The organism is Amnibacterium sp., assembly GCF_051956055.1.
Taxonomy (GTDB): Bacteria; Actinomycetota; Actinomycetes; order Actinomycetales; family Microbacteriaceae; genus Amnibacterium.
Genome location: NZ_JBQCGC010000089.1, coordinates 22,215 through 48,403, shown reverse-complemented (window position 1 = coordinate 48,403; position 26,189 = coordinate 22,215). Strand labels below are relative to the sequence as shown.

The window sequence follows — 26,189 nt, the reverse complement described above, 5'->3', positions numbered from 1 at the left end:
TGCTCGCCGCGCCCGCCGCCGCCAGCGCGGACCAGATCGCCCTGACCTTCGTGCAGACGGAGGGGGTGCGGGCCGATCCGCGCTCCCGGGGGGGCGACTCCTACGCCGCGGTCGAGGGCGACGGCCCGCACCGCGGGCTCGCGCTCGCGCGCAGGATGGCGCTGCTCAGCTACCGCAGCGGGAGCGAGCTGAACGAGCGGTTCGGCCGCTCCTGGCAGTCGGGGGTCTCGCCCCTCGGCCATCACGGACGGTTCGCCGTCGAGTCCTACCTCGACTTCCACGGCAACCGGTTCACGCGGCGGTTCGACGCGAACAGCTACATCCGTCTTGCGGACGCGATGAGCTCGCACGACGTCGGCCGCGGCCGCGGCGGCGTCGAGGCGGCGCTCGCCCGCTTCGCCGGGCCGGCGCTCGTGCTCGGCATCGACACGGACCGCCTCTACCCGGTGGCCGACCAGGCCCGCATCGCGCGCCACCTGACGGGCGCGCTCGACGGCGGGGAGCCGACGCTGGTGCGCTCGCCCTTCGGCCACGACGCGTTCCTGATCGAGCGGGAGGCCGTCGGCGCGGCCCTCCGCCGCCTCCTCGAGGCCTGACGCCGCGCGCCCGTCGCCTCCGGCGCCCCTAGCATCGGTGCCCGGGAGGCGCGATGACGACAGCGGGAGCGGAGACGCGCCGCCACCGGGTCCGTGTGGCGCTCATCGACGACCACCTCCTGCTCGTCGAGGGGCTGGCGGCCCGGCTCTCGGCCCCGAGGGCCAGGATCGAGGTCGCGGTGGCGCTCACGGACTGGCGCCCGCTGCTCGAGCACCCCGCGTTCCCGGTCGACGTCGTGGTCGTCGAGTTCGGCCTCGAGGACGACGTGCCGTTCGAGGCCAAGGTCCAGCAGCTGCACGAGCGCGGGATCGCCGTCGTCGCGCTGTCCCGCACGCAGGACGCCGCCACGGTGCACGCGGCCCTCACCGCCGGTGCCGTGACGCTCGTGCCGAAGAACGAGCCCGCTGAGCACCTGGTCGCCGCGGTGCACGCCGCCGCCGACGGCCGCGCGCACCATTCGCCCGCCGTCCGCGACGCCCTCGAGGCCTGGGCGAACCGGGCCGACCCGAGCCTCGGCCGCCAGGAGCTCACGGCGCTGCAGCTGTACGCCCAGGGCCGGAGCGTCCACGAGGTGGCCGTGCACATGGCCACGACCGACCAGACGGCGAAGAGCTACATCAAGCGCGGCCGCCGCAAGTACCTGCTCGCCGGGGTCGACCTCGGCACGAAGGTCCTCCTCCGGCGCCACGCGATCCGGGAGGGCTGGATCCCGCCCGAGTGAGGCGGTGATACCACTCGCGGAAGGTTCGCAGGTCACGCAAAACCTTCAACCGGTGTGGCAACCTTGCGCGCTCCGAGCACCGTGATTCCATGACCCGGCGCCGCCCGACCGGGTGCGCGACGGCACCACGGACACGGGAAGTCATGGAACGGATCCTCAAACAGCGCGACCGCCTCCTCGGCATCAGCGCGCGCCTCGTGGGTCTCGTCTGCACCGGCGCCTCACTGGTCCTCGTCGTGCTGAGCGACCCGCGCCCCGGGCTGCTCCTCCTGGTCGCGCCCGGCTACGCGCTGCTCGTCGTCGCGCTCATCCGCATCGGCATGACCAGGGCGATGCTCTGGCCCGCACTCGCGGTCGGGGGCGGTCTCCTCACCGCGGTCCTCGTGCGGCTCGGCACCATCGGGGTGTTCGACGGCCTCTTCGGCGAGCCGACCCCGTTCCCGGTCAGCGCCGGCGCGGTCGACGCGGTCCGCCTGCTCGTCGCCGGCTCCGTCGCCGCGGTCTCGATCGTGCTGACCATCAGCCTCGGCAGGATGATCGTTCTGGTCGGCGCCTTCGGGGTGACCCTGATCACGACCATCGTGCTCTTCTCGGGCGACGCGGCGCTCGGGCTCGTCGGCGCCTCGGTGCTCGCGTCCTGGCTCGGCCTCACCGTGGCCGGCTCCGTGCTGTCCGCGGCGCTGCTCCGCGCCGCGCGCCGCGTGTCCTCCATCGGCCGCGCGCACCGCAGCGAGCGGCAGGCGAGCGAGACGGAGGCGCAGCGCCGCCAGGGCGCCCGCCTGCTCCACGACACGGTGCTCGCCACCCTGACCCTGCTCGCCCACTCGGGCGTCGGCGTCAGCAGGGAGGCGCTGCGCCGCCAGGCGGGCGACGACGCCCGGCTGCTCCGGCAGCTGCGCCTCTCCCCCGGGCCGATCTCGGTGAGCGGCACCAGCCACGCCGACACGAGCGGCGACGGGCTGAAGAGCGACAGCCTCCAGGCCATCCGGGCCCGGTTCGAGCGCCTCGGCCTCGACGTCAGCTGGCACGGCGCCGGCACGGTGTCGCTGCGTCCCGACCGGCTCGACGCCTTCCTGCTCGCGCTCTCCGAGTGCCTCGAGAACGTCCGGCGCCACTCGGGCGTCGAGGAGGCGCACGTCACGATCACCGACGACGAGGCGAGCGTCCGCGCGCTGGTCACCGACAACGGCGTGGGCTTCGAGCCCGCCGCGGTGCCCGCGGGCAAGCTCGGGTACCGGGAGTCCATCGTCGGCCGCATCGAGGAGGCCGGCGGCACCGCCCGGGTGTTCTCGGCGCAGGGCTCCGGCACCACCGTCGTCCTGGAGATGCCCCGATGACCGTCGCCCCGGAGCGGGACGCAGCGCCCGCGATGCCGCACCGCCGCGATCTCCGCGTGCGGCCCGTCGTCGACGAGCCGCACCGCCGCCTGCCGGCGCTCCGGCTCCCGCACCTCCCGCACCTCCCGTCGGAGCGGCTGCGCTCGTCCCGCACGAGCCTCGGCACCGGGTTCATCGGCATCGCCGCGACGCTCATCGCCGTGCTCCTGCTCTGCTTCGATGTGGCTCGGTTCGCCGGCGAGTGGGACGCGTACGCGGAGCCCGGGCTCGCCGCGCTCGCCTGGCTGCTCCTCGCCGGCCTGCTCGTGGTGCTCGCGATCGCCGCCCGCACGGCAGGCGACGTGCTCGACTCGCTCGTCAGCCTCGGCATCGTCGGTGGCCTCGGGGTCGTCGTCGCGCTCGACGCCGCGGCCGTGTGGGCGAACGGCGACCTCGGACACGACCTCACCGCCGCTCCGGCTGCGGGCTACGTGCTCCTCGCGATGGTCGGCGTGCGGTCCAGCCGCAGCATCACGGCAGCGGCCGCGGTGCTCGGCATCGCACTCGTCGTCCTGCTCGGCGTGTCCGCGCTGCAGACCCCGACCCCGCCTGCGGGGCTCATCGACGGCGCCGCAATGATCGCGAAGGCGATCGCGCCGCCGATCGTCGCCGCGTGGATCGTCCACGTCTTCCGCCGCATCGTCTCGAACGAGCTCGAGCGCGTGCTCGTGGCCTCCACCACGACCGCGCCGCGGTTCTCCGTCGGCATGATGGCCTCGGAGGAGCTCGCTCGGCTCGACCTCGCGGCCGAGCAGCTGATGGAGGGCATCGCCTCCGGACGCACCCGCCTCCCGCTGAACCCCGCGACCGCGCAGGCGGCGGCCGAGCTCGCGACCGAGCTGCGCCTGCACCTCATCGAGGGGCGCCGCCAGACCTGGCTGTACCACGCGATCAGCGAGTCGGAGCTGCTCGGCCGGGCCGTGACCCTGTCCGACCCGGATTCGCTCGCCGGCCTCCTCGACCCCGTGCAGCGCGACGGACTCCTGCAGGCCGTGTGGCTGACGCTCGGCGACTCGCCGCAGCGATCGCGCCGCTCCGCGGCCAGGGTCACCGTGGAGATCACGGTCGGGCCCGCGCGCGCGACCGAGGGCAGGGCCCGCACGATGCACGTCCCGATCGTGGTCCAGACCACCGGCGTGGCGCGCAGCCGGGTCGACCCGGCCACGTGGGACGCTATGCGGAAAGTCGGGCGGCACACCGACTCGCAGCGCGGCGGCAGCCTCTGCGTGGAGATCGACTGCGTGGTCGATCGACCGGCCGACCGCTGACGCACCTGAACGTCTTCCTCCCCTGTCCTTCCCCCAGAACCGGAGCACGCGAGTGACCATTGACACCCGGACCATCCGCCTCGCGATGGTCGACGACCACCGGATGCTGCTGGGCGGCCTCACCGAGTGGATCCGCGGCTACGAGGACATCGAGCTCGTCGCCGCGGTGACCACCTTCACCGAGCTGCTCACGCACCCGAAGTTCCCGGTCGACGTCGTCCTCATGGACGTCGACCTCAAGGACAACTCCCCCGTCTCGCTCCGGCTCGCGCAGCTGAAGCAGACCGGGGTCGCGACCGTGCTCATGTCGAGCTACTCGGAGCCGCAGATCGTGCGGGAGGCCCTCGCCTCCGGCGCGCTCGGCTACGTGCCGAAGTCCGAGGACATCTCGATGATCGTCAAGGCGATCCGCGCCGCCGGCCGGGGCGAGTCGTACATCTCCGCGGAGCTCGATCTCGCCATCAACTCGGGCGACGTCGGCGGCTCCCCGAAGCTCTCCGCGCAGGAGCGGCGCGTGATGGCGCTGTACGGCGGCGGCGAGCCGGTGAAGACGGTGGCCTACGAGCTCGGCATCTCCGAGGAGACGGCCAAGTCGTACCTCAAGCGGATCCGCGAGAAGTACCGCGTCGCGGGCTTCGACGTCGGCACCAAGGTCGCCCTGCGCAAGCGCGCCATCCAGGACGGCATCCTCCTGCAGACGGACTGAGCGCCCGTCACGAAGCGGCCGGTCTCCACACGGAGGCCGGCCGCTTCGTCGTCCACGGCATGCCCGAGCACGTCAGCAGGCTGTTCGCACTCCGGCAGGCCGGAAGCGCCCTGCGCAGCCTGCTGAAGAGGCATGAGCCTGCTCAGGTGCTGGGCGCGGAGCGGCGAAGGGTGCGCTGCTCCAGCCCGAACGCGACGGCGGCGATGCCGAGGCCCAGCACGGTGACGGCGATGCCGACCGCGATCGGGGACAGGTAGCCGAGCCCGGCCGCGATGACCACCGCGCCGAGGGCCGCGCCCAGCGAGTTGCCGATGTTCAGCGCGGAGTGGGTCGACGCCGCGGCGATCGTCGTCGACCCGTGCGCCACGTCCATGAGCCGGACCTGGATCGCGGGCCCCAGGACCGACGCGAACACGCCGATCAGGAACACCCCGGCGAACAGCCCGACCGGCGTGCGTGCGGTCAGCAGCAGGAGCACGAGCGAGACGAGGGTACCCACGAAGCCCGCGATCACGGCGCGCCGGATGCCGCGATCCACGAACCGGCCGCCGGCGAAGTTGCCGACGGTCATCCCGAGCCCGAACACGATGAGCACGACGGGCACGGCACCCGCCGGAAGCCGGGTCACCTCGGTCGTGATCGGCGCGACGTAGGTGTACGCCGCGAACAGGCCGCCGAACCCGATCGCGCCGAGCGCGACGGCCAGCCACACCTGCACCCGGCCGAAGGCGCGGAGCTCGCTGCCGATCGTCGCGGTCGGGTCCCCCGGCCCCTTCGGGACCGCCACCAGCACCGCCACGAAGGTGAGGGCGAACGCGACCGCGACGACCAGGTAGGCGATCCGCCACCCCGCCGCCTGCCCGATCGCCGTGATGGCGGGCACCCCGACGACGTTCGCGATCGTGAGGCCGGCGAGCACGGAGGTCGCGGCCTTCCCGCGGTTGCCCGGCCCGAGCAGCTCGGAGGCGGCGACCGTCGCGACCCCGAAGTAGGCGCCGTGCGGGAGCCCCGCCACGAAGCGCGCGGCGACGACGAGTCCGAACGTCGGCAGGAGGGAGGTCGCGACCGTCGCGACGACGAAGACGACCAGCAGCGCGAGCAGCACGGTCTTGCGCGGCAGCTTCGCGCCGACCGCGGCGAGCACCGGTGCGCCGACCACGACGCCCGCCGCGTACGCGGAGACCAGGATCCCCGCCTGCGCGATCGCGTCCTCGCTCGAGCGCGCCCAGGCGGCGGGCAGCAGCTCGCGGGCGATGTCCGGCAGGAGACCGGAGGCCACGAACTCGGTCGAGCCGATCGCGAAGCCGCCGAGCGCGAGGGCGAGGAGCGCGAGCACCACGGCGCCGCGGGAGTGCTGCACCGGGTCGGCGGACGCCCGGTCGCGGACGTCGGGACCCATCACCGTCAGCCTACGCGGGCTCCCGGGCGTCCTCGGCCGACCGCGGTGTCGCGGTGCGCAGCCGCGGCTCAGGCGGCACCGTGCGCAGCACCACCAGGCACCACACGAACAGGGCGACCTCGATCGCGTTCCTGGCGGTGAGCACGCCGATCACCACCGGATCCGGCGCGGTCACCCCGCCGTAGTACCAGGGGTAGATCAGCTGGGTGAGGCCCGCTGCGACGAGGACGAGCACCGCGGGCAGCCGGAAGCGGCGCGGCGCCACGAGCAGTCCCAGGAGCACGGGGGCGACGTACCAGGTGAGGTACTGGGGCGATCCGACCTTGTTCAGCGCGATCAGCGCGCTCACGAACCCGAGCGCCGTGACCGCGAGCACCTCCTCGTCCGCCGCGCGGCGCAGACGGGCGAGGAGGGCGAGGAGCACGAGTACGAGCACACCGATCACGAGCACGGGCGTCATCACGGCCGCGACCGCCTGCACCCCGGTGCCGCGGATCTGGAAGGTCAGGATGTCCGTGTCGTAGTACACGCCGACGCCCTGGTCGCCGAGCGCCGCGGACCACAGCCACGGCAGCGCGACGGGCGACTCCACCTGGATGCCGCGGCTCGCCTGCTCGGAGACGAAGGAGAACACCGTGCCGCGGGCCCCGGCGAGCAGCGCGAGGCCGATGATCACCGCGGAGGTCAGCGCCGCAGCCGAGATCGTGGAGGCGATCCTGCGGCGCACGATGAGCACGGCGGCGACGATCGCCGCCGGCCAGACCTTCACCCAGGCGGCGACGGTGAGCAGCACCGCGGCGACCCCGGGCCGCTCCGCGAGCAGCAGCACCCCGACGACGGCGAACGGCAGCGCGACGCCGTCGATCCTCGCGACCGCGACCGGCCCGATGAGCGCGGTGCAGAGCAGCCACCACCAGGCGAGGCCGCGGCCGCGGCGCGCGACGAGCACGAGCGCCACCGCGTCGAGCACCGCGACCAGCACGAGCCAGAGCAGCAGGTAGGGACCGTCGCCGAGGACGCCCGCGAGGATCATCGGCGGCAGCGCGCCGATGGGGTACACCCAGGCGGTGTCGATGCCGACGAGGACGCCGGCCGTGTGCCAGTAGTCGATCCAGAAGCGGTAGACGCCGGTCACGTCCCCCGCGGGCTGGTTCGGCGCGATCACGAAGCAGAGCACGCCGAGCACGACGTGCACGGCCAGGAAGCCCACCGCGAGCGCCGCCCAGTCGAGCACCGAGGAGGCGGGGCGCCGCGCGTCGCTCACGACGGAGAACCTATCGGCCGGAGCGGACACCTCCCCCGCCGCTCAGTAGCCGGCGAAGGCGTCGGTGCGGATCCGCCGGACCCCCGCCTGGGTCAGCACGGCGCGAGCGGTGCGGAGGAACCGCGGCGACCCGGACACGAAGGCGGTGCGCTCGGCAGGATCGGGCAGCACGGCGGCGAGCGCCGCCGCGTCGAACGCGGTCGCGACGTGCCAGTGCTCGGGCAGCGGCGGCAGCGCGGCGGCGTCGCTGCAGACGAGCAGGACCCGCACGCCGGTCGCCGCGAGCTCGGGCAGGTACACCACCTCGTCCGCCGCGGGGACGAGGTCGACGAGGAGCACGTCGCGCGGGGGCGCCCCGGCCGAGACCTCCGCCGCGTCGTCCCGGAGCTGGCTGACGAACGGTGTGATCCCGATGCCGCTCGCCGCGAGGAGCAGCGGCGTCCTCCGGTCCTCGGGCAGGGTGAACCCGCCGGACACGGTGACGGCCCGCGCGCGGCCCCCTTCCGGCAGCGCGTCGAGCGCCCGCTTGAAGGTGCTGCCGGGCGCGCGCCTGCGGACCGCCACCCGCACCGTCCCGTCCGCCTCGTCGGGCGCGGACGCGATGGTGAGGCTGCGCCGGATGCCGCGGCCGTCAGCCTCCCGGTGCGGCAGCTGCAGCTCGAGGTACTGGCCCGCGCGGTGCGGCAGGGGCCGCGACGGGCGGAACGCGTACTCGACGGCGGTGGGTGTCAGCGCCCGCTTCGACACGAGCAGGAGGTCCGCCGCGGTCGGCCTGGCCGCGAGCACCGCGAACACGTTGCCGATCAGCAGGGCCAGCTCCGGGGTGGGACGGAGCGTCAGCAGCTGCAGCGGCGCGAGGTACGGCACCGCGAGCAGCACGGCGACGAGCACGGCCTCCGCGAACCGCTGCCCGCGACGCGGCGGCAGGGTGATCGGTTCGGTGAACATGATCCCGGCCAGGAACAGCAGCGGGGTGGACGGCAGGACCGCGAGCGCGTCGAGGGGCGCCGTGCCGTGGGCGACGACGATCGCCACCTGCAGGGCCGCGCCCACGACGACGAGCACCACCACCGGACCGACGACCCGGGTCCGCACCGCGACGGCCGCCACCGCGAGCAGCAGCACGGGCAGCAGGACCGGGGTCGCGACCCACCACGCGGAGCCCGCGATGCCGGTGAGCCCGACGACGAACAGGCCGGTCGCGGCGGGGTTCAGCACGTGCCGGCCCCCGAGCCGGATCAGGTACTTCGACGCGTTCGCCACGAGCGCCGCGGCGGCGGCGAGGAGGACCACAGCCGGGTCGGTCGACGGGTAGACGACCAGGAAGAGTATCGCGCCGGTCACGAGCGCCGAGTCGCCGACGGGATGCGCACCCGCGAGCCAGGCCATCACCCGGTCCCCGACGACGGAGCCGAGGACCGTCGCGATCAGCGTCGCGAGCAGCGCGGTGAACGGCAGCTGCAGCGCTCCGACCAGCGACAGGACCAGCGAGGACGCGACGAGCACGAGGAGGGCGAGCAGCACGAGCCGGAGCATCGCGATCCGACCGAGCGCCCCGTCGATCGTGGCGACGGCCGACCTCATGTGAACACCTCCCCCGGCAGGTCGGGCGACCAGTCGGCGATCCCGTCGGTGCGCATCCGCACGTACCGGAACCCTGCCACGCCGGCGAGCGCCTCCGGGTCGACGAAGAACAGGGCCGTGGCGAGCGCGTCGGCGAGCAGCGCGGTGTCCGCGAGCACCCAGGTCGCCGCCACCGACGCGACCGGCTCACCGGTCCGCGCGTCGAGCACGTGGTGCAGGCGCCTGCCGCCCTCGACGTTCCAGGCGCGGCGGTTCACGGCGGATCCCGCGATCGCCCCGTCGACCACCTCGACCACGCCGACCGCCGCCGTGGGGTCGAAGGGGTGCTCGAGGGCGACCCGGAGGGGGTTGCCGGAGACGCGGATGTCCCCGCCTGCGTCGACGAGCGCGCCCGCGTGGCCGGCCGCGGCGAGCTCCGCGTGGACGAGATCGACCAGCTGGCCCTTGCCCGCGCTGCCGACGTCGAGCATCGCGGGCGGGTCGACCGTGACGAGCGTGCCGGTGCGCACGATCCGCGCCGCGGGCGCGGGCAGGTGCCCGTCGGCCGCCCGGAGCCCGCCGCCCGGTCCGTAGCCGAGGTGCTCGAGGGACGCGGCCACGCACGGGTCGACGGCCCCGCCGGTGCGCCGCGCGAGGTCGCCCAGCAGGTCCAGCAGCGCGGGTGCGGTCGGCCCGAGGTCGACGGTCTCGCCCCGCGCGACGCGGGCGACGCCCGAGTCGCCCCGGAATCGCGACCAGGTCGCGTCGTACCCGTCGACCAGTTCGCGCACGCGGTCGACGAGCGAGGGCGCCAGCGGGTCGACGGTGGTCAGGGTCCACCCGGTGCCGATGGCCTCGAAGCCGACGCTGGTCGTGGCGCCGGGCGGCAGCACGTCAGCCGGCGTCCGCACGGATCTTCTCGAGCGCGGCGTTGAACCCGTTCGCCGTCAGCGACGAGCCGCTCACCGCGCCGACCTCGAGGCTCGCCAGCGGCTTGCCGACGACCTGGGCGCCGATGCCCGAGATGAACGCCGCCTGGTACTGCTGCGCGTTCGGCGAACCGCCCGAGCCGACGACGCGCACCGCGGTGACCGTGCCGGCCTTCGCGGTCAGCGTGACCCGGACGGACTCCGGGCCGCCCGGCGTCTGGTAGCCGCCGGTCGCGGTCCTGGTGCCGCTCGCGTCGGCGCCCGCGCCGGTCGCGACCGGCGTCGCCCCGCTCGCGCTCGGGCTCGTGCAGGAGGCGAGGGAACCCATCGCGACGGCGGCGAGGGCCGCGGCGGAGGCGGCGCGGGCGGCGTGCTGGGCGCGGATGGTCACTCGGGCGGCTCCCTTCGTCTCCGGCGGTCGCCGTCGCTCCACGACGCTATCGGGAGGCCGGCGGCGACCCGGCCCGTGTCACCTCTGCATCTCCTATGCGCCGAGGAGCGCTCGCAGGACCGACGGGATCGCGTCGGCGATGTCGAGCGCCTGGATGGGCGCTCCGCCTGCTGCCACGCTGCCCGCCTCGCCGTGGATCCACGCCGCGGCGGCCGCGAGATCCGCGAGGCCGGACGGGTCCTCCTGGAGCGCAGGGCCGTGCGTCGCGAGCAGCGCGCCGAGCACGCCGCCGAGCACGTCGCCGGAGCCCGCGGTCGCGAGCCATGGCTGCCCAGAGCGGACGACGTGCCGCAGACCGGAGGGGTCCGCGACCATCGTGGCGGCCCCCTTCAGCAGCACGGTGACGCCGGTCTCCGCCGCCGCCCGGACCGCCCAGCGCGCCGGGTCGGCGGCCACCTCGTCCTTCCCGGTCTCGATGCCGGCGGCGGCGAGCACGGGGACGAGCTCGCCGAAGTGGGGCGTGATCACGGTCGGGCCCTGCGCCTGGCCCACGAGGTCCAGCGCGCCCGCGTCGAGCACGGTCGGCAGGCGCTGCCCGAGGCGCTCCAGGAGGGCCGCGCGCTCGGCCTCGTCCCTGGCCGGCTCGGTGCCGGAGCCGAAGAGCCACGCCTGCACCCGCCCGTCGGCGGTCACCACCTCGGGGCGCCGCGCGAGCACGAGCGCGGCCGGCCGCTCGGGGCCGAGGTAGCGGATCATGCCGACGCCGGTGCGGGACGCGGCCTCCACGCCGAGCACCGCGGCTCCCGGGTACTTCTGCGAACCCGTCACGATCCCGAGCACGCCGCGGGAGTACTTGTCGCTGTCCGCGGTCGGCACGGCTATCGCGCGAGCCGCCTCCACCGCCGAGAAGGTCCTGGTCATGCCGAGAGGGTGCCAGCGTCGGCTGGATACCGTGCTCGGGTGAGCATCTCCCTCCCGCATCGCACGGTCGTCTTCGACTACGGCGAGGTGATCTCCTACTCCCAGTCCGCGGAGGACCGGGCACGGCTCGTCGCCGCGTCCGGCGGCACCGCCGACGACTTCCGGCGCGCGTACGACGCGGACCGGGACCGTCTCGATCAGGGGCTCATCACCACGACCGAGTACTGGCTCGGCATCGGGCGGGCGCTCGGCTTCGCGTGGGACGTGCCGCAGGCGCAGCGGATGTGGTCGCTCGACTTCCGTGCGTGGACCACGGCCGACCCGGAGGTGGTCCGCGTCGTCGCGGACCTGAAGGCGGGCGGCACGCGGGTGGCGCTGCTCTCGAACGCCGCGGAGGACTACGGCTCCCCGTTCCGGTACTCGCCCATGGGCGCGCTCTTCGAGCAGGTGTTCGTGTCCGGCGAGCTGCGCCTGCTGAAGCCGGACCCCGCGATCTACCGCCACGCGGCGGACGCGCTCGGCGTCGCGCCGCGCGACCTCGTCTTCGTCGACAACCGGGAGGCGAACGTCCGCGGTGCCGAGTCCATCGGCGTGACCGGGCACGTCTACACCGACCCGGTGTCGCTCCGCGCCTTCCTCGAGGCGCTCGCCTGACGGCCGCCCTCAGCGACGGGTGGCGTCCTGGACCTCGCCCACCAGCTCCTCGATCACGTCCTCGAGGAAGAGGATGCCGCGCACCGTGCCGTCCTGCTCGACGACCCGGGCGAGGTGCTGGCGGCTGCGGCGCAGCACCGCGAGCGCGTCCTCCAGCTCGGTGCCGGCGAAGACCGTGATGAGGCGGCGAACGAACTTCGCCGGTACCGGGCGGTCGACCTCGTCGTCCTCGTCGAGCTCCAGCACGTCCTTCAGGTGCAGGTACCCGGTCGGGTTCCCCTCCGCGTCGACGAGCAGGTAGCGCGAGAAGCCGCTCTGCGCCACGGCCCGCTCGAGATCCGCGGGCGAGGCGTCCTCCGGCAGCGCGACGATCTCCGACAGCGGCACCGTCACGTCGGCGACCCGCTTCTCGGTGAAGTCGAACGCCGCCGTGAGGGTGCCGGAGAGGTCGTCGAGGGTGCCCTCACGACGGGACGTCTCCACGATCGTCTCGACCTCGTCGAGCGTGAACGCGCTGTTCGCCTCGTCCTTCGGCTCGACGCCCACGAGGCGCACGAGCGCGTTCGTGGTCCCGTTGAGCGCGTGGATCAGAGGCCGGAAGACGCGCTCCACGAACACGAGCGGGGTCGCGAGCAGCAGCACCGCTCGATCCGGCACGGAGAACGCGACGTTCTTCGGCACCATCTCGCCGAACACGACGTGCAGGAACGTCACGAGCAGCAGGGTGATCACGAAGCCGATGACGTCGACCGCGTCCACCCCGAGCCCGGTGGCGTGCAGCGGCCCCTCGAGCAGGTGGTGGATCGCCGGCTCGCTGACGTTCAGGATCAGCAGCGACGCGACCGTGATCCCGAGCTGCGTCGTCGAGAGCATGAGGGTCGCGTGCTCCATCGCCCCGAGCGCGACCCGGGCGGATCGTCGCCCCTCCTCCGCGAGCGGCTCGATCTGCGAGCGCCGCGCGGAGATCACCGCGAACTCGCTCGCGACGAAGAACGCGTTCACCGCGAGCAGCACCACGAGCCACCCGATCCCGGCCCAGTCGCTCATGACGCCGCCGCCGCACCCTCGACCCGGTCGGCAGGCGCCTCCGGGTCCGCCCGGAACCGGAGGCGGTCGATCCGCCGCCCCTCCATGCGGAGCACCTCGAGCGTGCCCTGCTCGGCGCTGACCGTGTCCCCGACCGCGGGCAGCCGCCCCAGCTCGCTGACCACGTACCCGGCGACGGTCTCGTAGAGCCCCGACTCGGGCACCCGCACGCCCACCTGGGCGCGGAGCTCGTCCGGGCGGAGCATGCCGGGGAAGGTGATCGAGTCGGTGCCGCGGACGACGCCGGCCCGGGTGCGGTCGTGCTCATCGACGAGGTCGCCGACGAGCTCCTCGACGCAATCCTCCAGGGTCGCGACCCCGGCCGTCCCGCCGTACTCGTCGAGCACCACGGCCATCTGGTACCCGCGACCGCGCAGCTCGCCGAGCAGCGCGTCGAGGGTCATCGTCTCCGGCACGCGCAGCGCCTCCGTCTCGATCGCGCCGACCGGCACGTCCGCTCGGCGCTCGCGAGGCACCGCCATCGCCTGCTTGACGTGCACGAGCGCGACGACGTCGTCCACCCCGCCGTCGCCCGTCACCGGGAACCGCGAGAAGCCCGTGCGCCGCGCGAGCGCCAGCACGTCGGCGGCGGAGGAGGACCTGGCGATGGTGCTGAGGCGGGGTCTCGGGGTCATCACGTCCGCGGCCGTGTGCCCGGAGAACGTCAGCGTGCGCTCGAGGAGCGTCGCGGTGTCGCTGTCGAGGAGCCCCTCGGTGGCGCTGCGGCGGACGAGGGAGGAGAGCTCCTGCGCCGTGCGGGCGCCGGACAGCTCCTCCTTCGGCTCGATCCCGAGCACCCGCATGACGCCGTTCGCGGCCCCGTTCAGCACGCGCACCGCGGGCCGGAACACCACCGTGAAGCCCGTCTGGAACGGCATCACGAACCGCGCGACCCGGATCGGCCCGGCGAGCGCGAGGTTCTTCGGCAGCAGCTCGCCGAGGATCATGCTGATCACCGTCGCGATGAGCAGGCCGAGCACCACCGCGATCGGCGCGACCGCCGCCTCCGGCAGCCCGAGCGCGACGAGGGGCACCCCGATGAAGGCGGACAGCGCCGGCTCGAACGTGTAGCCGGCGAGCAGCGTGGTGACCGTGATGCCGAGCTGGGCGCTCGAGAGGTGGGTGGAGGTGATCCTGAGCGCCGCGATCGTGCGGTCGAGCCCCTTCTCGCCGTCCCGCCTGCGCGCCTCCAGGTCCGAGCGGTCGAGGTTGACGAGCGCGAACTCGGCCGCGACGAAGAGCCCGGTGCCGAACGTGAGGACCACGCCGACGCCGAGCAGGACCAGATCGAACCAGAGCATCTAGGCGACCGGCGGGCAGGGCGAATGATCGTCCATCAGGCGCACGAGTGTACCGGCCGCGTTCGTGGATCAGGGGGGCCGGAGGATGGACGCGTGCGGTACGTGATCGTGGGAGCGGGCGGCGTCGGCGGGGTGATCGGCGGGCTGCTCGCCGACGCCGGGCGGGAGGTCGCGCTCGTCGCCCGGGGCCCGCACGGCGACGCGATCGCCGCCGACGGCCTGCTCGTGCGGCGGCCGGACCGCGATCTCCGCGTGCGACCGCCCGTCGCGCCGACCGTCGCGCGGCTCGGCCTCCGATCGGACGACGTCGTGGTCATCGCGGTGAAGTCGCAGCAGACCGCCAGCGTGCTCGCGGACCTCGCGGTGGAGGAGGTCGACGACCTCCGGGCGGCCGAGGCCCTCCCCTTGCTCATGGCGCAGAACGGGATCGCGAACGAGGACGCGGCGCTGCGGCTCGGCCCCGACGTGCACGGAATCTGCGTGAACCTGCCCGCGACGCACCTCGAACCCGGCGTCGTGATCGGCGAGGGCGCGCCGGTCGCCGGGGTGCTGACGATCGGACGCGCTTCCGGCGGCACGGACGACGTGGACCGTCGCGTCGTGGAAGATCTGACCGAGGCCGGGTTCCGCAGCCGGGCCGTCGAGGACGTCATGTCGTGGAAGCGGGCGAAGCTGCTCCGCAACGTCGGCAACGCGGTCGAGGCGCTGTGCGGGCGCGCCGACGAGGAGGGCGCGGACCGGCTCGCCCGGCTCGCCCGTGAGGAGGCGTCCGCGGCCTTCGCGGCGGCCGGGCTGCCGGTCGTCGACGACGCGACGTACGCGCGCGAGGTCAGCGGGTACGGGGCGCAGCCGGTGGGCGGCCACGACCGGTCGGGCGGGTCGACCTGGCAGAGCGTCAGGCGCGGACAGGGCACGGTCGAGACGGACTGGTTGAACGGGGAGATCGCGCGGCTCGGTCGCCTCCACGGCGTCGCGACTCCCGTCGACGCGCTTCTCGCCGAGTTCGCCTGATCCGACGCCCCGTCCCTGATCCGACCGAGCGCGCCGTCGATCCAGAGACGGAGCGTCGAACCAGCATCACCAGCCGACGGGGAGCGGCTTGCCCTCCTCGTAGCCGGCGGCCGACTGCACACCCACGGTCGCGCGCTCGCGGAACGCGACCGGGTCGGCGGCGCCCGCGTAGGTGAACGACGACCGGACCCCCGTCGTGATCATGTCGAGCAGGTCCTCGACGCCGGGACGGAGCGGGTCGATGAGGATCCGCGAGCTCGAGATCCCCTCCGCGAAGAGCTCCTTCCGCGCCAGCTCCCACGGGTCCCGGTCGCCGAAGCGGGAGCTGACCGCCTTGGTGGAGGCCATGCCCCAGCTCTGCTTGAACAGGGCGCCGTCCGCGCCGCGCTCGATGACGCCGGGCGCCTCGACCGTGCCGGCGAACCACGAGCCGATCATCACGGAGGACGCCCCCGCGGCGAGCGCGACGTCCCTCGGGTAGCGCACACCGCCGTCCGCCCACACGTGCGCGCCGAGCTGGTGCGCGGCGTCGGCGGTCTCGAGCACCGCGGAGAACTGCGGCCGCCCGACCGCCGTCATCATGCGGGTCGTGCACATCGCGCCGGGGCCGACGCCGACCTTCACGATCGACGCGCCGGCGCGCACGAGGTCGCGCGTCGCCTCCGGGGTCACGACGTTGCCCGCCACGAGCGGGAGGCCCAGCCCGAGCGCCGCGACCGTCTCGAGCGCCCGCAGCATCCCCTCCTGGTGCCCGTGCGCGGTGTCGAGCACGAGGACGTCGGCGCCCAGCGCCGCGAGGTCCCTGGCGCGGGAGGCGACGTCGCCGGTGATGCCGATCGCCGCGGCCACGCGGAGCCGACCCTGCGCGTCGAGCGCCGGCGTGTAGATCGCCTGCCGCACGAGGCTGCGCCTGCTCGCGGTGCCGACCACGCGGCCGCCGTCCACGACGACCGCGAACCCCGCGCCGGCGAGGTCCTCCCAGCGGTGGAAGAGCTCCTCCGGACCGGGCGCGGAGGCGTCGATCACGGCGGGCGCCTGCGCGAGGAGGTCGCGCAGCCGGGTCCCCGGATCGGCGTCCGCGAGCGCGGCGGCCGTCACCGTCCCCTGCACGGTCCCGTCCTTGTCCACGACGACGACGCCGCGGTCGGCGCCGCCCGTCACCAGGCGCTGCGCGTCCCACACCGTGGCCTTCGGCGCGAGCTCGATCGCGGAGTCCCAGCGGGTCGACTGCGCCTTGACCCACGCGATCGCCGCCTCGAGGTCGGCCCGAGGCAGGTCCTGCGGCAGGACGCCGAGACCACCGCGTCGCGCGAGCGTCGCCGCGAGCCGCGGACCGGTCACGGAGTTCATGTTCGCGGCGACGATCGGGAGGGTCGCACCGGTGCCGTCGTCGGGCGCGAGGGACACGTCGAGCCGGCTCGACACGCCCGAGTGGACGGGCGCGAGGAAGACGTCGGAGTACGTCAGGTCGTACGGGGGCGGCGCGCTGAGGAAACGCATGTCCGAAACGGTATCCGTCCAGCCCGAACCCACCCCCGACCGGCGTACCCTCGGGTGCGGCGATTCCAGGGAGTGAACAGACGTGGGCGAAGAGTCGGTGTCGGATCAGTTGACGAGTACCGAGGAGGGTGCCGGGAGCGAGTTCGGCGCCAACGAGTGGCTCGTGGACGAGCTCTACGAGCGGTTCATCGCGGACCGGGACTCGGTGGACCGGTCGTGGTGGCCGGTGCTCGAGGCGTACCACCCGGTCGACCCGGATGCGGTGCTCCTCCCCCATGAGGACTCCGCGCGGACGATCACGAGCGACGCGCCGAACCCCCCGACGGCCGCGGCGGAGCCGCGCGACGCGCCCGCCCCCCAGCCGAAGGCGCCCGCGGCGCCTCCGCAGCAGGCCGCGCCTCCGCAGCAGGCCGCGAAGAAGCCCATCCCGGCGGACGCCCCTGCCCAGCGGGTGCAGTCCGGTGCGGCGAACGACGACGTCGTCACCCCGCTGCGCGGCATGGCCAAGACGCTGGCGTCGAACATGGACGCCTCCCTGTCGATCCCGACCGCGACGAGCGTGCGGACGATCCCGGCGAAGCTGATGATCGACAACCGGATCGTCATCAACAACCACCTCCGCAGGGCCCGCGGCGGCAAGGTGAGCTTCACCCACATCATCGGCTGGGCGCTCGTCAAGGCGCTGATGGAGTTCCCGAGCCAGAACGTGCACTACGCCGAGATCGACGGCAAGCCGTCGGTGGTGCAGCCGGGCCACATCAACCTGGGCCTCGCGATCGACATCCCGAAGCCCGACGGCACCCGTGCGCTGCTGGTCCCGTCGATCAAGCGCGCCGAGACGATGCACTTCGCCGAGTTCGTGGCCGCGTACGACGAGCTCGTGCGCAAGGCGCGCACGAACAAGCTGACGGTCGAGGACTTCACCGGCACGACGATCTCGCTGACCAACCCCGGCGGCATCGGCACGGTCCACTCGGTGCCGCGGCTCACGGTCGGCCAGGGCGCGATCATCGGCGCCGGCGCCCTCGAGTACCCCGCGGAGTTCCAGGGCGCGAGCGAGAAGACGCTGATCGACCTCGGCGTCTCGAAGACGATCACGCTGACCTCGACCTACGACCACCGGGTCATCCAGGGCGCGGGCTCCGGGGAGTTCCTCCGGATCGTGCACCACCTGCTGATCGGCGAGCAGCACTTCTACGAGGACATCTTCGCCGCGCTCCGCGTGCCGTCCGACCCGATCCACTGGGCGCAGGACATCAACGTCGACCTCGCCGACCACGTGTCGAAGACGGCGCGGGTGCAGGAGCTGATCAACGCCTACCGCGTCCGGGGTCACCTGCTCGCCGACACGGACCCGCTGGTCTACCAGCAGCGGATGCACCCGGACCTCGACGTCCGCACGCACGGCCTGACCTTCTGGGACCTCGACCGCGAGTTCGTGGTCGGCGGCTTCGCGGGCAAGCGCAGCATGCGGCTGCGCGACGTGCTCGGGCAGCTCCGCGACAGCTACTGCCGCACCGTCGGCATCGAGTACATGCACATCCAGGACCCCGCGCAGCGCGCGTGGTTCCAGGCGAACCTCGAGCGCCCCTTCGAGAAGCCGACCCACTCCGAGCAGATGCGGATCCTCGGCAAGCTCAACCAGGCCGAGGCGTTCGAGACGTTCCTCCAGACGAAGTACGTCGGGCAGAAGCGGTTCAGCCTGGAGGGCTCGGAGAGCCTCATCTCCCTCCTCGACACGGTGCTCCAGCGGGCGACGGAGGAGGACGCGCTCGACTCGGCCGCCATCGGCATGGCCCACCGCGGGCGCCTCAACGTGCTGACGAACATCTGCGGCAAGACCTACGGGCAGATCTTCCGCGAGTTCGAGGGCACGCAGGACCCGAAGACCGTGCAGGGCTCCGGCGACGTGAAGTACCACCTCGGCACGGAGGGCGAGTACGTCTCCGCGACCGGCGAGACCCTCCCCGTGACCCTCGCGGCGAACCCGTCGCACCGCGAGACGGTCGGCGGCGTGCTCGAGGGCAGCGTCCGGGCGAAGCAGGACCGCGACCCGGTCGCGACCTTCCGGGTGCTGCCGATCCTCATCCACGGCGACGCCGCGATGGCCGGCCAGGGCGTCGTGGTCGAGACGCTCCAGATGTCGCAGCTGCGCGCCTACCGCACGGGCGGCACCGTCCACATCGTCGTGAACAACCAGATCGGGTTCACGACGCCGCCGACCGACGGCCGCACCTCGATCTACGCGACGGACGTCGCGAAGACGATCCAGGCGCCGATCTTCCACGTGAACGGGGACGACCCGGAGGCGGTCGCCCGCGTCGCGGAGCTCGCGTTCCAGTACCGGCAGGAGTTCCACCGCGACGTGGTGGTCGACCTCGTCACCTACCGGCGCCGCGGGCACAACGAGGGCGACGAGCCGTCGATGACCCAGCCGGTCATGTACAACCTCATCGAGGCGAAGCGGAGCGTCCGGAAGCTGTACACCGAGGCCCTCGTCGGTCGCGGTGACATCACCCAGGAGATGTACGACGACGCGCACCGCGACTTCCAGTCGCGGCTCGAGCAGGCGTTCCTGGAGACCCACGAGGCGCAGACGGCGAGCATCCCCGTGATCGCGCCCGAGCCGGACGCGAACGCGGACCGGGTCGCGGACCTGGAGATGCCGTCAGCGCAGCGCGACGAGGGCGAGCCGGCGCCGTCGCCGGTCGACGCGGCCGTGCTGCAGCGGATCGGCGACACGTTCGCGAACGCGCCGGACGGCTTCACCGTGCACCCGAAGCTGCAGGGGCTGATGACCAAGCGCGCCGAGCAGACCCGCAGCGGCGGCATCGACTGGGCGTGGGGCGAGCTGCTCGCGATCGGCACCCTGCTGCTCGAGGGCACCCCGGTGCGGTTCGCGGGCCAGGACTCCGGTCGCGGCACGTTCACCCAGCGGCACGCGGTGCTCCACGACCGGGAGACCGGCGCCGAATGGACCCCGCTGGCCCACCTGGCGGACGATCAGGGCAAGTTCTGGATCTACGACTCGCTGCTCAGCGAGTACGCCGCCCTCGGCTTCGAGTACGGCTACTCGGTGGAGCGCCCCGACGCGCTCGTCTGCTGGGAGGCCCAGTTCGGCGACTTCGTCAACGGGGCCCAGATCGTGATCGACGAGTACATCTCCGCCTCCGAGCAGAAGTGGGGCCAGCGCTCGAGCGTCGTGCTGCTGCTGCCGCACGGCTTCGAGGGGCAGGGCCCCGACCACTCGTCGGCGAGGATCGAGCGCTTCCTCCAGCTCGCGGCGCAGGACAACATGACGATCGCGCAGCCCTCCACCCCGGCGTCGTACTTCCACCTCCTCCGGCGGCAGGCCACCGCGCGCCCGCGCCGCCCGCTCGTGGTCTTCACGCCGAAGTCGATGCTGCGCCTCCGCGGCGCGACGAGCTCGGTGGAGGACCTGACGAACGGCTCGTTTGCGCCGGTCATCGACGACGCCAGGATCCAGGACCCGGCCGCCGTCACGCGCGTCGTGCTGCACGCGGGCAAGATCCACTACGACCTGCTCGCGGAGGCGGAGAAGCGTCAGGATCTCAGCACCGCGCTCGTCCGGGTCGAGCAGTACTACCCGGTGCCCAGGGCCGAGCTCGCGGAGGTGCTCCAGCGCTACCCGTCGGCGGAGATCGTGTGGGCGCAGGACGAGCCGCTGAACCAGGGCGCGGCGCCCTTCGTGCAGCTCGAGATGCTGCGCGGCCGGTTCGCCGACGAGCGCGAGATCCGGGTCGTCTCACGCCCCGCCTCCGCCTCCCCTGCAGCAGGATCGGCGAAGCGGCACCAGGCGGAGCAGCTCGACCTCATCCAGCGGGTCTTCGCCCGCTGAGCGGCGCCCCCGCCGACCTTCGTCGTTCAGGAGAATCTGCCCGGCAGACGCCGTTTCTCCTGAACGACGGAGGTCAGTGGGAGATCGTCAGCCGCAGGCTCGAGATCACCTGCGTGCGCAGCTCCTCCGGAGCGGCGTCGCGGCAGGCCCGCTTGACGGCTTCGGTGAGCACGCGGCCGAGGTGCACCTCGTCGGCGCAGTCGCTGCAGTGCGCCAGGTGCTCGGAGATGTCCGCGTACTCGCGACGCTCCAGCTCCTGGTGCAGGTACTCCTCGAGATCGGCCTTCGCCTTCTCGCAGCCGCAGTCCGTCATGGCCTTCAGGCTCCCTTCCTGGCGGGCGCGGCGCGGCGCGACACTGCGCCCATCGCGATCCCGCGCTCCTGCGCGTACTCGGTCAGTCGTTCCCGCAGCAGGCGACGGCCGCGGTGGAGGCGGCTCATCACCGTCCCGACGGGGGTGTGCATGATGTCGGCGATCTCCTGGTAGGAGAAGCCCTCGACGTCGGCGAGGTACACGGCCAGCCGGAAGTCCTCGGAGATCGACTGCAGCGCGTCCTTGACCGTCGAGTCCGGGAGGTGGTCGATCGCCTCCGCCTCCGCGGAGCGCGAGGTGCGGGAGGCGGAAGTGGTCGACTGCGCCTCGCCCAGCTGCCACTCCTCGAGGTCGTCCGTCGACGACTTGTAGGGGTCGCGCTGCTTCTTCCGGTAGCTGTTGATGTACGTGTTCGTGAGGATGCGGTACAGCCAGGCCTTCAGGTTCGTGCCCTGCTGGAACGACCGGAAGGCGCCGAACGCCTTCACGAAGGTCTCCTGCACGAGGTCCTGCGCGTCGGCCGGGTTCCTGGTCATGCGCATCGCGGCGCCGTAGAGCTGGTCGAGGAACGGCAGCGCCTGCTCCTCGAACAGCGCCCGGAGCTGCAGCGCGTCCGGCGCGGCGTCCTCGGACTCCTCGTCGTCGAGGGCCTCCTCGACCGTCTCGTCGAGCGTCTCCTCCTCGGCGGCGTCCGGGCCTTCCGCCTGGTCGGCCTCGTCGTCGATCGAGTCCTCGTCCGGGTCCTCGTCGAGCTGCTCGTCCGCGTCGTCCTGCGATGCGATGAGCGCTTCGAGCTCCGCGGCGTCGGCGGCGGAGCGGTCTGGCCCGGACGGGGAGGACATGCCGAGGAAGTGTAGTTGGGGCGTCAGGACGGTCTCCGGAGGGGCGGTGAGCAGTGCGATCACCATGCGTCCTCCTTCGTCGCTCGCGGGCCGGTCCTAGGCTGGAACCGATGGTGCACGCGACCTATTCCGCCGAGGTGTGGCCCGCGCCGACCGCGCCCGGGCCGCTCGACGCGACCGTGCGCCTGCCGGGCTCGAAGAGCCTCACGAACCGTGAGCTCGTGCTGTCCGCGCTGGCCGACGGCCCCTCGCGGCTCCGGGACGCGCTGATCGCCCGCGACACCGAGCTGATGACGTCCGCGCTGGCCTCGCTCGGTGCGCGGATCGAGCGGGACGGCGACGACCTCGTCGTCGAGCCGGGCCCGCTCACCGGCGGCGCCTCGATCGACGTCGGCCTCGCGGGGACGCTCATGCGGTTCCTGCCGCCCCTCGCGGCGCTCGCCAACGGCGACGTGCGGTTCGACGGGGACGAGCGGGCGCGGCTCCGCCCGATGGCGACGACGATCCTCTCCCTCCGGGCCCTCGGCGTGGAGGTGGACGACGGCGGCCGGGGCACGATGCCGTTCACCGTGCGCGGCGCGGGCCGCGTGGAGGGCGGCCTGGTGCTCATCGACGCCTCCGAGTCGAGCCAGTTCGTCTCCGGCCTGCTGCTCTCCGGCGCCCGGTTCGCGTCGGGGCTCGAGGTGGAGCACCGCGGCGCGCGGCTCCCCTCCCTCCCCCACATCGAGATGACGCTCGACGCCCTCCGGGCCCGCGGGGTGCGTGCCGAGGAGCAGGTCGACGAGCGCTCCGCCCGCTGGAGCGTGCCACCGCACCGCATCGCCGGACGCGACGTGGCGATCGAGCCGGACCTCTCCAACGCAGGGCCCTTCCTCGCCGCCGCGGTCCTCGCCGGCGGGCGGGTCGCCGTACCGGGCTGGCCGGGCGCGACGACGCAGGTGGGCGACCGGCTGCGGGAGTGGCTGGCCGCGTTCGGCGCCGAGGTGGAGCTGCGAGACGGCGCGCTCGTCGTCTCGGGGCCCGGGGTCGCATCCGCCCCGCTGCAGCCGGTCGAGCTGGACCTCGGCGCCGGCGGCGAGCTCGCGCCGACGCTCGTCGGGCTCGCGGCCTTCGCCGACGGCCCGTCCGTCTTCTCCGGCATCGGGCACCTGCGCGGGCACGAGACGGACCGCCTCGCAGCGCTCGCCGCCGAGCTCGGCGCGGTCGGCATCGCGGTCGACGAGCTCGAGGACGGGCTCGTCGTGCACGGCGGCCGCCCGGTCGCCGGGGAGCGGCCGTGGCGCAGCTACGCCGACCACCGCATGGCGACGACGGGCGCGCTGCTCGGCCTCGTCACGCCGGGGCTCGTGGTGGAGGACGTCGCGTCGACCGCGAAGACGCTGCCCGGGTTCGTCGACCTCTGGACCCGGATGCTGCCGTGAGCTGGCTGACCGACGCGGACGAGCCGTACGAGGAGTACGACGAGTCCGACGTCCGGATCCGGCCGAACCGGAAGGGCACCCGCCCCCGCACGAAGCAGCGCCCCGCGCACGAGACGGCCGTGCCGGGCCGTGTCGTCACCGTGGACCGCGGCCGCATGCAGGTGCTCGTCGAGGAGGGCGCCGACGACGAGCGGACGATCCTTGCGACCCGCGCCCGCGAGCTCGGCAAGGAGGGCGTCGTCACCGGCGACCTCGTCGACGTCGTCGGCGACCTGACCGGCGAGGAGGGCTCGCTCGCCCGCATCGTGCGGATCCAGCCCCGCAGGACCGTGCTCCGGCGCAGCGCGGACGACACCGACGAGGTCGAGCGGGTCGTCGTCGCGAACGCGGACCAGCTCCTCTGCGTGGTGGCCGCCGCCGACCCGGAGCCGCGGCCGGCGCTCATCGACCGCTACCTCGTGGCCGCGTTCGACGCCGGCATCGACCCGCTGGTGCTCGTCACGAAGACGGACCTCGCCGACCCGGCCCCGCTCGTCGCGGAGTTCGCGCCGATCGACCTGCCGATCCTCACCACGCGCCGGGGCGACGACCTCGCGCCGCTCCGCGCGCTGCTGCTCGGCCGCACCACCGTCGCCGTCGGGCACTCGGGCGTCGGGAAGTCGACCCTCGTGAACGCGCTCGTGCCTGACGCGCAGCGCGCGACCGGCGTGGTGAACGCCGTCACCGGGCGGGGGCGTCACACGTCGTCGTCATCGGTGGCCCTCCGGCTGCACGCGACCGAGGAGGAGCGCGCGGCCGGGCTCCCCGCCGCCGGCTGGGTGATCGACACCCCCGGCATCCGGTCCTTCGGCCTCGGGCACGTCGACCCGGCGAACATCCTCCGCTCGTTCGCCGCCCGGGCCCGGCCGGTCGCCGAGCCGCCAGACGGCATCGCGCTCGCGGACGCGCACGACTGGGAGATCGTGGACCGGGTCGCCGGTGGCGAGCTCGGCGACGCGGGCCGGCGACGCCTCGAGTCGCTCCAACGGCTGCTCGACGCGCAGGGCGGCCGCGTCATCGGCGCCGACGACTGACGCCCGCCGTCTACGCGCGGGCCGTCCTGCCCGTACGGTGTGACGCGTGCCGGAGTACGCCGACGACCTCGCCCTCGCCCTCCGCCTCGCGGACGCCGCCGACGCGGTGTCGGTCACGCGCTTCCGCGCGGCCGACCTCCGCATCGACACCAAGCCCGACCGCACCCCGGTGACCGACGGCGACCGGGCCGTCGAGCGGGCGATCCGCGAGATCCTCGGCGCCGAGCGGCCCGACGACGCGATCCTCGGGGAGGAGTACGGCGGCGAGCGCACCGCGGGACGGCAGTGGATCATCGACCCGATCGACGGGACCACGAACTTCCTCCGCGGCCAGTCCGTGTGGGGGTCGCTCATCGCGCTGGCGGTGGACGGCGTCCCGGTCGTCGGCGTGGCGTCCGCGCCGGCGCTCGGGCGCCGCTGGTGGGGCGCGACCGGGGAGGGCGCGTGGGCGGCGGCGCTCCCCTCCGGTGCTCATGAGCGGCTGCAGGTCTCGGGTGTCCGGCGGGTCGAGGACGCGTTCATCAGCTTCAACGCGCTGAAGTTCTGGGACGAGGCCGGATGGCTCGAGCCGCTGCTCGCCCTCGTCCGCGCCTCCTGGCGCGACCGGGCGCTCGGCGACTTCTGGGCGTACATGCTGGTCGCGGAGGGGCAGCTCGACATGGCCGGGGAGCACGACGTGCGGGTCTACGACCTCGCCGCGCTGGTGCCCATCGTGCAGGAGGCGGGGGGTCGCTTCACGTCGCTGACCGGAGGGGACGGCCCCTGGGACGGCACCGCGCTCGCGACGAACGGGCTCGTGCACGACGAGGTGCTGGCCATCCTCGGCTCACATCCGGGCACCTCCGCCCGTTGACCTGATGTGAGGGAGCCCTTCGAGCACATCGTCGCCGAGCACGGCGCGGTCGTCTGGCGCGTGTGCCGCGGGCTGCTGCCCGAGCACGACGCCGAGGACGCGTGGAGCGAGACCTTCCTCGCCGCCCTCGGCGCCTGGGACCGGTTCGAGGGCGATCGCGTGCGCGGGTGGCTGGTCACGATCGCGCACCGCAAGGCGCTCGACGTGCTTCGAGCGGCCGCCCGCGTCGTGACCCCGGAGGAGGGCGTGCCCGACTCCCCCGTCGCCGACCGGGGCCGGGACCTCGACCTCTGGGCGGCGCTCGCACGGCTGCCGGACGGCCAGCGCGCCGCCGTCGTCCACCACCACCTCGCCGGCCTGCCCTTCGACGAGGTCGCCCTCGTCACCGGCACGAGCCCCGCCGCTGCCCGCAAGGCCGCGTCGGACGGCGTCCGCCGGCTCCGCACGATGCTCGTCCTGGAGGAAGCATGACCACCGCGTTCACCCCGCCCGTCGACCCGGCGCTGCTGGAGCGCCTGCACGAGGACCTCGAGGCGCGTGCCACGGGTGAGCGCGCCCCCGACCTCCACTACCGGACGCTCGACACCCCCGTCGGCCGCCTCCTCGTCGTGGCCTCGGAGGCGGGGGTCGCCCGCGTCGCGTTCGAGCGGGAGGGCGAGGACGCCGTGCTGCGGTCGCTCGCGGACCGGATCGGGCCGCGGATCCTGCGCAGCCCGAAGCGCCTCGATCCCGCCGCACGCTGGTTCGACGCTTACTTCGCGGGTGCGCGCGATCCCTTCCCGGAGCCGATCGACACCCGGCTGGCCCGCGGCTTCCGTCTCGAGGTGCTCGGGCACCTCCGGACGGTGCCGTACGGGCACCGGATCAGCTACGCGGCGCTCGCGGCGGAGACGTCGTCACCGAAGGCGGTGCGCGCGGTCGGGACCGCGTGCGCGACCAACCCGCTGCCCCTCGTGATCCCGTGCCATCGGGTCACGCGCTCGGACGGCACGGTGGGGGCGTATCTCGGCGGCCCGGAGACGAAGGTCCGGCTGCTCGCCCTCGAGGCGACCGGCACGCTGCCCGACTGACGGCGAGCAGCCAGGCGGTGCACAGCCGCATGCCACCGGACGCGACGAGGACGGTCAGGCGCACCGGGTGG

Annotated in this window: 23 protein-coding genes and 1 pseudogene; 13 read left to right on the top strand and 11 right to left on the bottom strand. The window is 73.8% G+C overall.

Annotated elements, in window-relative coordinates:
- The 5 genes and pseudogenes from ACTHLI_RS12945 to ACTHLI_RS12925 form a co-directional block, all read left to right on the top strand.
- Positions 1-596 (top strand): annotated as a pseudogene (locus ACTHLI_RS12945) (homoserine O-acetyltransferase MetX); the annotation flags it as partial.
- A gap of 53 nt (positions 597-649) precedes the next feature.
- Complete coding sequence (locus ACTHLI_RS12940) at positions 650-1,318, top strand: response regulator transcription factor (protein WP_440184332.1); 669 nt, start codon at positions 650-652, stop codon at positions 1,316-1,318.
- 143 nt (positions 1,319-1,461) lie between these two features.
- Entirely contained in the window at positions 1,462-2,655 is a 1,194-nt protein-coding gene (locus ACTHLI_RS12935; protein ID WP_440184330.1) for a sensor histidine kinase, read from the top strand.
- The gene (locus ACTHLI_RS12930; protein ID WP_440184328.1) at positions 2,652-3,962 is read left to right on the top strand and encodes a hypothetical protein; all 1,311 of its coding nucleotides are present in this window, start codon (positions 2,652-2,654) and stop codon (positions 3,960-3,962) included. Before ACTHLI_RS12935 ends, ACTHLI_RS12930 begins: the two co-directional genes overlap by 4 nt.
- 85 nt (positions 3,963-4,047) lie before the next feature.
- Positions 4,048-4,668, top strand: a complete 621-nt coding sequence (locus ACTHLI_RS12925) for a response regulator (RefSeq protein ID WP_199706488.1) — start codon at positions 4,048-4,050, stop codon at positions 4,666-4,668.
- A gap of 142 nt (positions 4,669-4,810) precedes the next feature.
- On the opposite strand, the gene ACTHLI_RS12920 is transcribed toward ACTHLI_RS12925, so the two are convergent.
- From ACTHLI_RS12920 to ACTHLI_RS12895, 6 genes are all read right to left on the bottom strand, one after another.
- Positions 4,811-6,067 (bottom strand): MFS transporter, encoded by a 1,257-nt coding sequence (locus ACTHLI_RS12920; protein ID WP_440184325.1) that lies wholly within the window; start codon positions 6,065-6,067, stop codon positions 4,811-4,813.
- 10 nt (positions 6,068-6,077) lie between these two features.
- Positions 6,078-7,331 carry a glycosyltransferase 87 family protein gene (locus tag ACTHLI_RS12915; RefSeq protein ID WP_440184322.1) on the bottom strand — a complete coding sequence of 418 codons (1,254 nt, stop codon included), beginning with the start codon at positions 7,329-7,331 and terminating at the stop codon, positions 6,078-6,080.
- 42 nt (positions 7,332-7,373) lie between these two features.
- On the bottom strand, positions 7,374-8,915 hold the full coding sequence (locus tag ACTHLI_RS12910; RefSeq protein ID WP_440184319.1) for an FAD-dependent oxidoreductase: 1,542 nt from the start codon (positions 8,913-8,915) through the stop codon (positions 7,374-7,376).
- Positions 8,912-9,805, bottom strand: a complete 894-nt coding sequence (locus tag ACTHLI_RS12905) for an FAD:protein FMN transferase (protein WP_440184316.1) — start codon at positions 9,803-9,805, stop codon at positions 8,912-8,914. Before ACTHLI_RS12905 ends, ACTHLI_RS12910 begins: the two co-directional genes overlap by 4 nt.
- Positions 9,789-10,214 (bottom strand): FMN-binding protein, encoded by a 426-nt coding sequence (locus ACTHLI_RS12900; RefSeq protein ID WP_440184313.1) that lies wholly within the window; start codon positions 10,212-10,214, stop codon positions 9,789-9,791. Before ACTHLI_RS12900 ends, ACTHLI_RS12905 begins: the two co-directional genes overlap by 17 nt.
- Positions 10,215-10,307: 93 nt before the next feature.
- Entirely contained in the window at positions 10,308-11,135 is an 828-nt protein-coding gene (locus ACTHLI_RS12895) for an ADP-dependent NAD(P)H-hydrate dehydratase (protein ID WP_440184311.1), read from the bottom strand.
- A gap of 39 nt (positions 11,136-11,174) precedes the next feature.
- Between ACTHLI_RS12895 and ACTHLI_RS12890 the strand changes: the two genes are divergently transcribed.
- Positions 11,175-11,789: an HAD family hydrolase gene (locus ACTHLI_RS12890; protein WP_440184308.1), complete on the top strand. Its 615-nt coding sequence runs from the start codon at positions 11,175-11,177 to the stop codon at positions 11,787-11,789.
- Positions 11,790-11,798: 9 nt separating this feature from the next.
- On the opposite strand, the gene ACTHLI_RS12885 is transcribed toward ACTHLI_RS12890, so the two are convergent.
- Entirely contained in the window at positions 11,799-12,836 is a 1,038-nt protein-coding gene (locus ACTHLI_RS12885; RefSeq protein ID WP_440184305.1) for a hemolysin family protein, read from the bottom strand.
- On the bottom strand, positions 12,833-14,176 hold the full coding sequence (locus tag ACTHLI_RS12880) for a hemolysin family protein (RefSeq protein ID WP_440184302.1): 1,344 nt from the start codon (positions 14,174-14,176) through the stop codon (positions 12,833-12,835). The genes ACTHLI_RS12885 and ACTHLI_RS12880 overlap by 4 nt, the downstream gene beginning before the upstream one ends.
- 93 nt (positions 14,177-14,269) lie before the next feature.
- Between ACTHLI_RS12880 and ACTHLI_RS12875 the strand changes: the two genes are divergently transcribed.
- Positions 14,270-15,187 (top strand): ketopantoate reductase family protein, encoded by a 918-nt coding sequence (locus ACTHLI_RS12875; protein ID WP_440184299.1) that lies wholly within the window; start codon positions 14,270-14,272, stop codon positions 15,185-15,187.
- A 66-nt stretch (positions 15,188-15,253) separates the two neighbouring features.
- Here ACTHLI_RS12875 and ACTHLI_RS12870 read toward each other — a convergent pair whose 3' ends face one another.
- Positions 15,254-16,687 (bottom strand): GuaB1 family IMP dehydrogenase-related protein, encoded by a 1,434-nt coding sequence (locus ACTHLI_RS12870; RefSeq protein WP_440184296.1) that lies wholly within the window; start codon positions 16,685-16,687, stop codon positions 15,254-15,256.
- Between the two features lie 97 nt (positions 16,688-16,784).
- On the opposite strand from ACTHLI_RS12870, the gene ACTHLI_RS12865 reads away from it, so the two are divergent.
- On the top strand, positions 16,785-20,546 hold the full coding sequence (locus ACTHLI_RS12865; RefSeq protein WP_440184293.1) for a multifunctional oxoglutarate decarboxylase/oxoglutarate dehydrogenase thiamine pyrophosphate-binding subunit/dihydrolipoyllysine-residue succinyltransferase subunit: 3,762 nt from the start codon (positions 16,785-16,787) through the stop codon (positions 20,544-20,546).
- A gap of 73 nt (positions 20,547-20,619) precedes the next feature.
- Here the strand turns inward: ACTHLI_RS12865 and ACTHLI_RS12860 are convergent, their stop codons facing one another.
- Positions 20,620-20,859: a zf-HC2 domain-containing protein gene (locus ACTHLI_RS12860; protein ID WP_440184291.1), complete on the bottom strand. Its 240-nt coding sequence runs from the start codon at positions 20,857-20,859 to the stop codon at positions 20,620-20,622.
- Between the two features lie 5 nt (positions 20,860-20,864).
- Positions 20,865-21,641: a sigma-70 family RNA polymerase sigma factor gene (locus ACTHLI_RS12855; RefSeq protein WP_440184334.1), complete on the bottom strand. Its 777-nt coding sequence runs from the start codon at positions 21,639-21,641 to the stop codon at positions 20,865-20,867.
- Between the two features lie 170 nt (positions 21,642-21,811).
- Here ACTHLI_RS12855 and aroA point away from each other — a divergent pair, with 170 nt between their 5' ends.
- From aroA to ACTHLI_RS12830, 5 genes are read left to right on the top strand one after another with little or no spacing between them, the layout of a single operon-like run.
- A complete protein-coding gene (gene aroA, locus ACTHLI_RS12850; RefSeq protein WP_440184289.1) occupies positions 21,812-23,122 on the top strand; it encodes a 3-phosphoshikimate 1-carboxyvinyltransferase in 1,311 nt (436 codons plus the stop codon).
- Positions 23,119-24,195, top strand: a complete 1,077-nt coding sequence (rsgA, locus tag ACTHLI_RS12845; protein WP_440184287.1) for a ribosome small subunit-dependent GTPase A — start codon at positions 23,119-23,121, stop codon at positions 24,193-24,195. Before aroA ends, rsgA begins: the two co-directional genes overlap by 4 nt.
- Positions 24,196-24,241: 46 nt before the next feature.
- Positions 24,242-25,048 carry an inositol monophosphatase family protein gene (locus ACTHLI_RS12840; protein WP_440184284.1) on the top strand — a complete coding sequence of 269 codons (807 nt, stop codon included), beginning with the start codon at positions 24,242-24,244 and terminating at the stop codon, positions 25,046-25,048.
- Positions 25,049-25,054: 6 nt separating this feature from the next.
- The gene (locus ACTHLI_RS12835) at positions 25,055-25,519 is read left to right on the top strand and encodes an RNA polymerase sigma factor (RefSeq protein ID WP_440184282.1); all 465 of its coding nucleotides are present in this window, start codon (positions 25,055-25,057) and stop codon (positions 25,517-25,519) included.
- Positions 25,516-26,118, top strand: a complete 603-nt coding sequence (locus ACTHLI_RS12830; protein WP_440184279.1) for a methylated-DNA--[protein]-cysteine S-methyltransferase — start codon at positions 25,516-25,518, stop codon at positions 26,116-26,118. Before ACTHLI_RS12835 ends, ACTHLI_RS12830 begins: the two co-directional genes overlap by 4 nt.
- Positions 26,119-26,189: the final 71 nt, after the last annotated feature.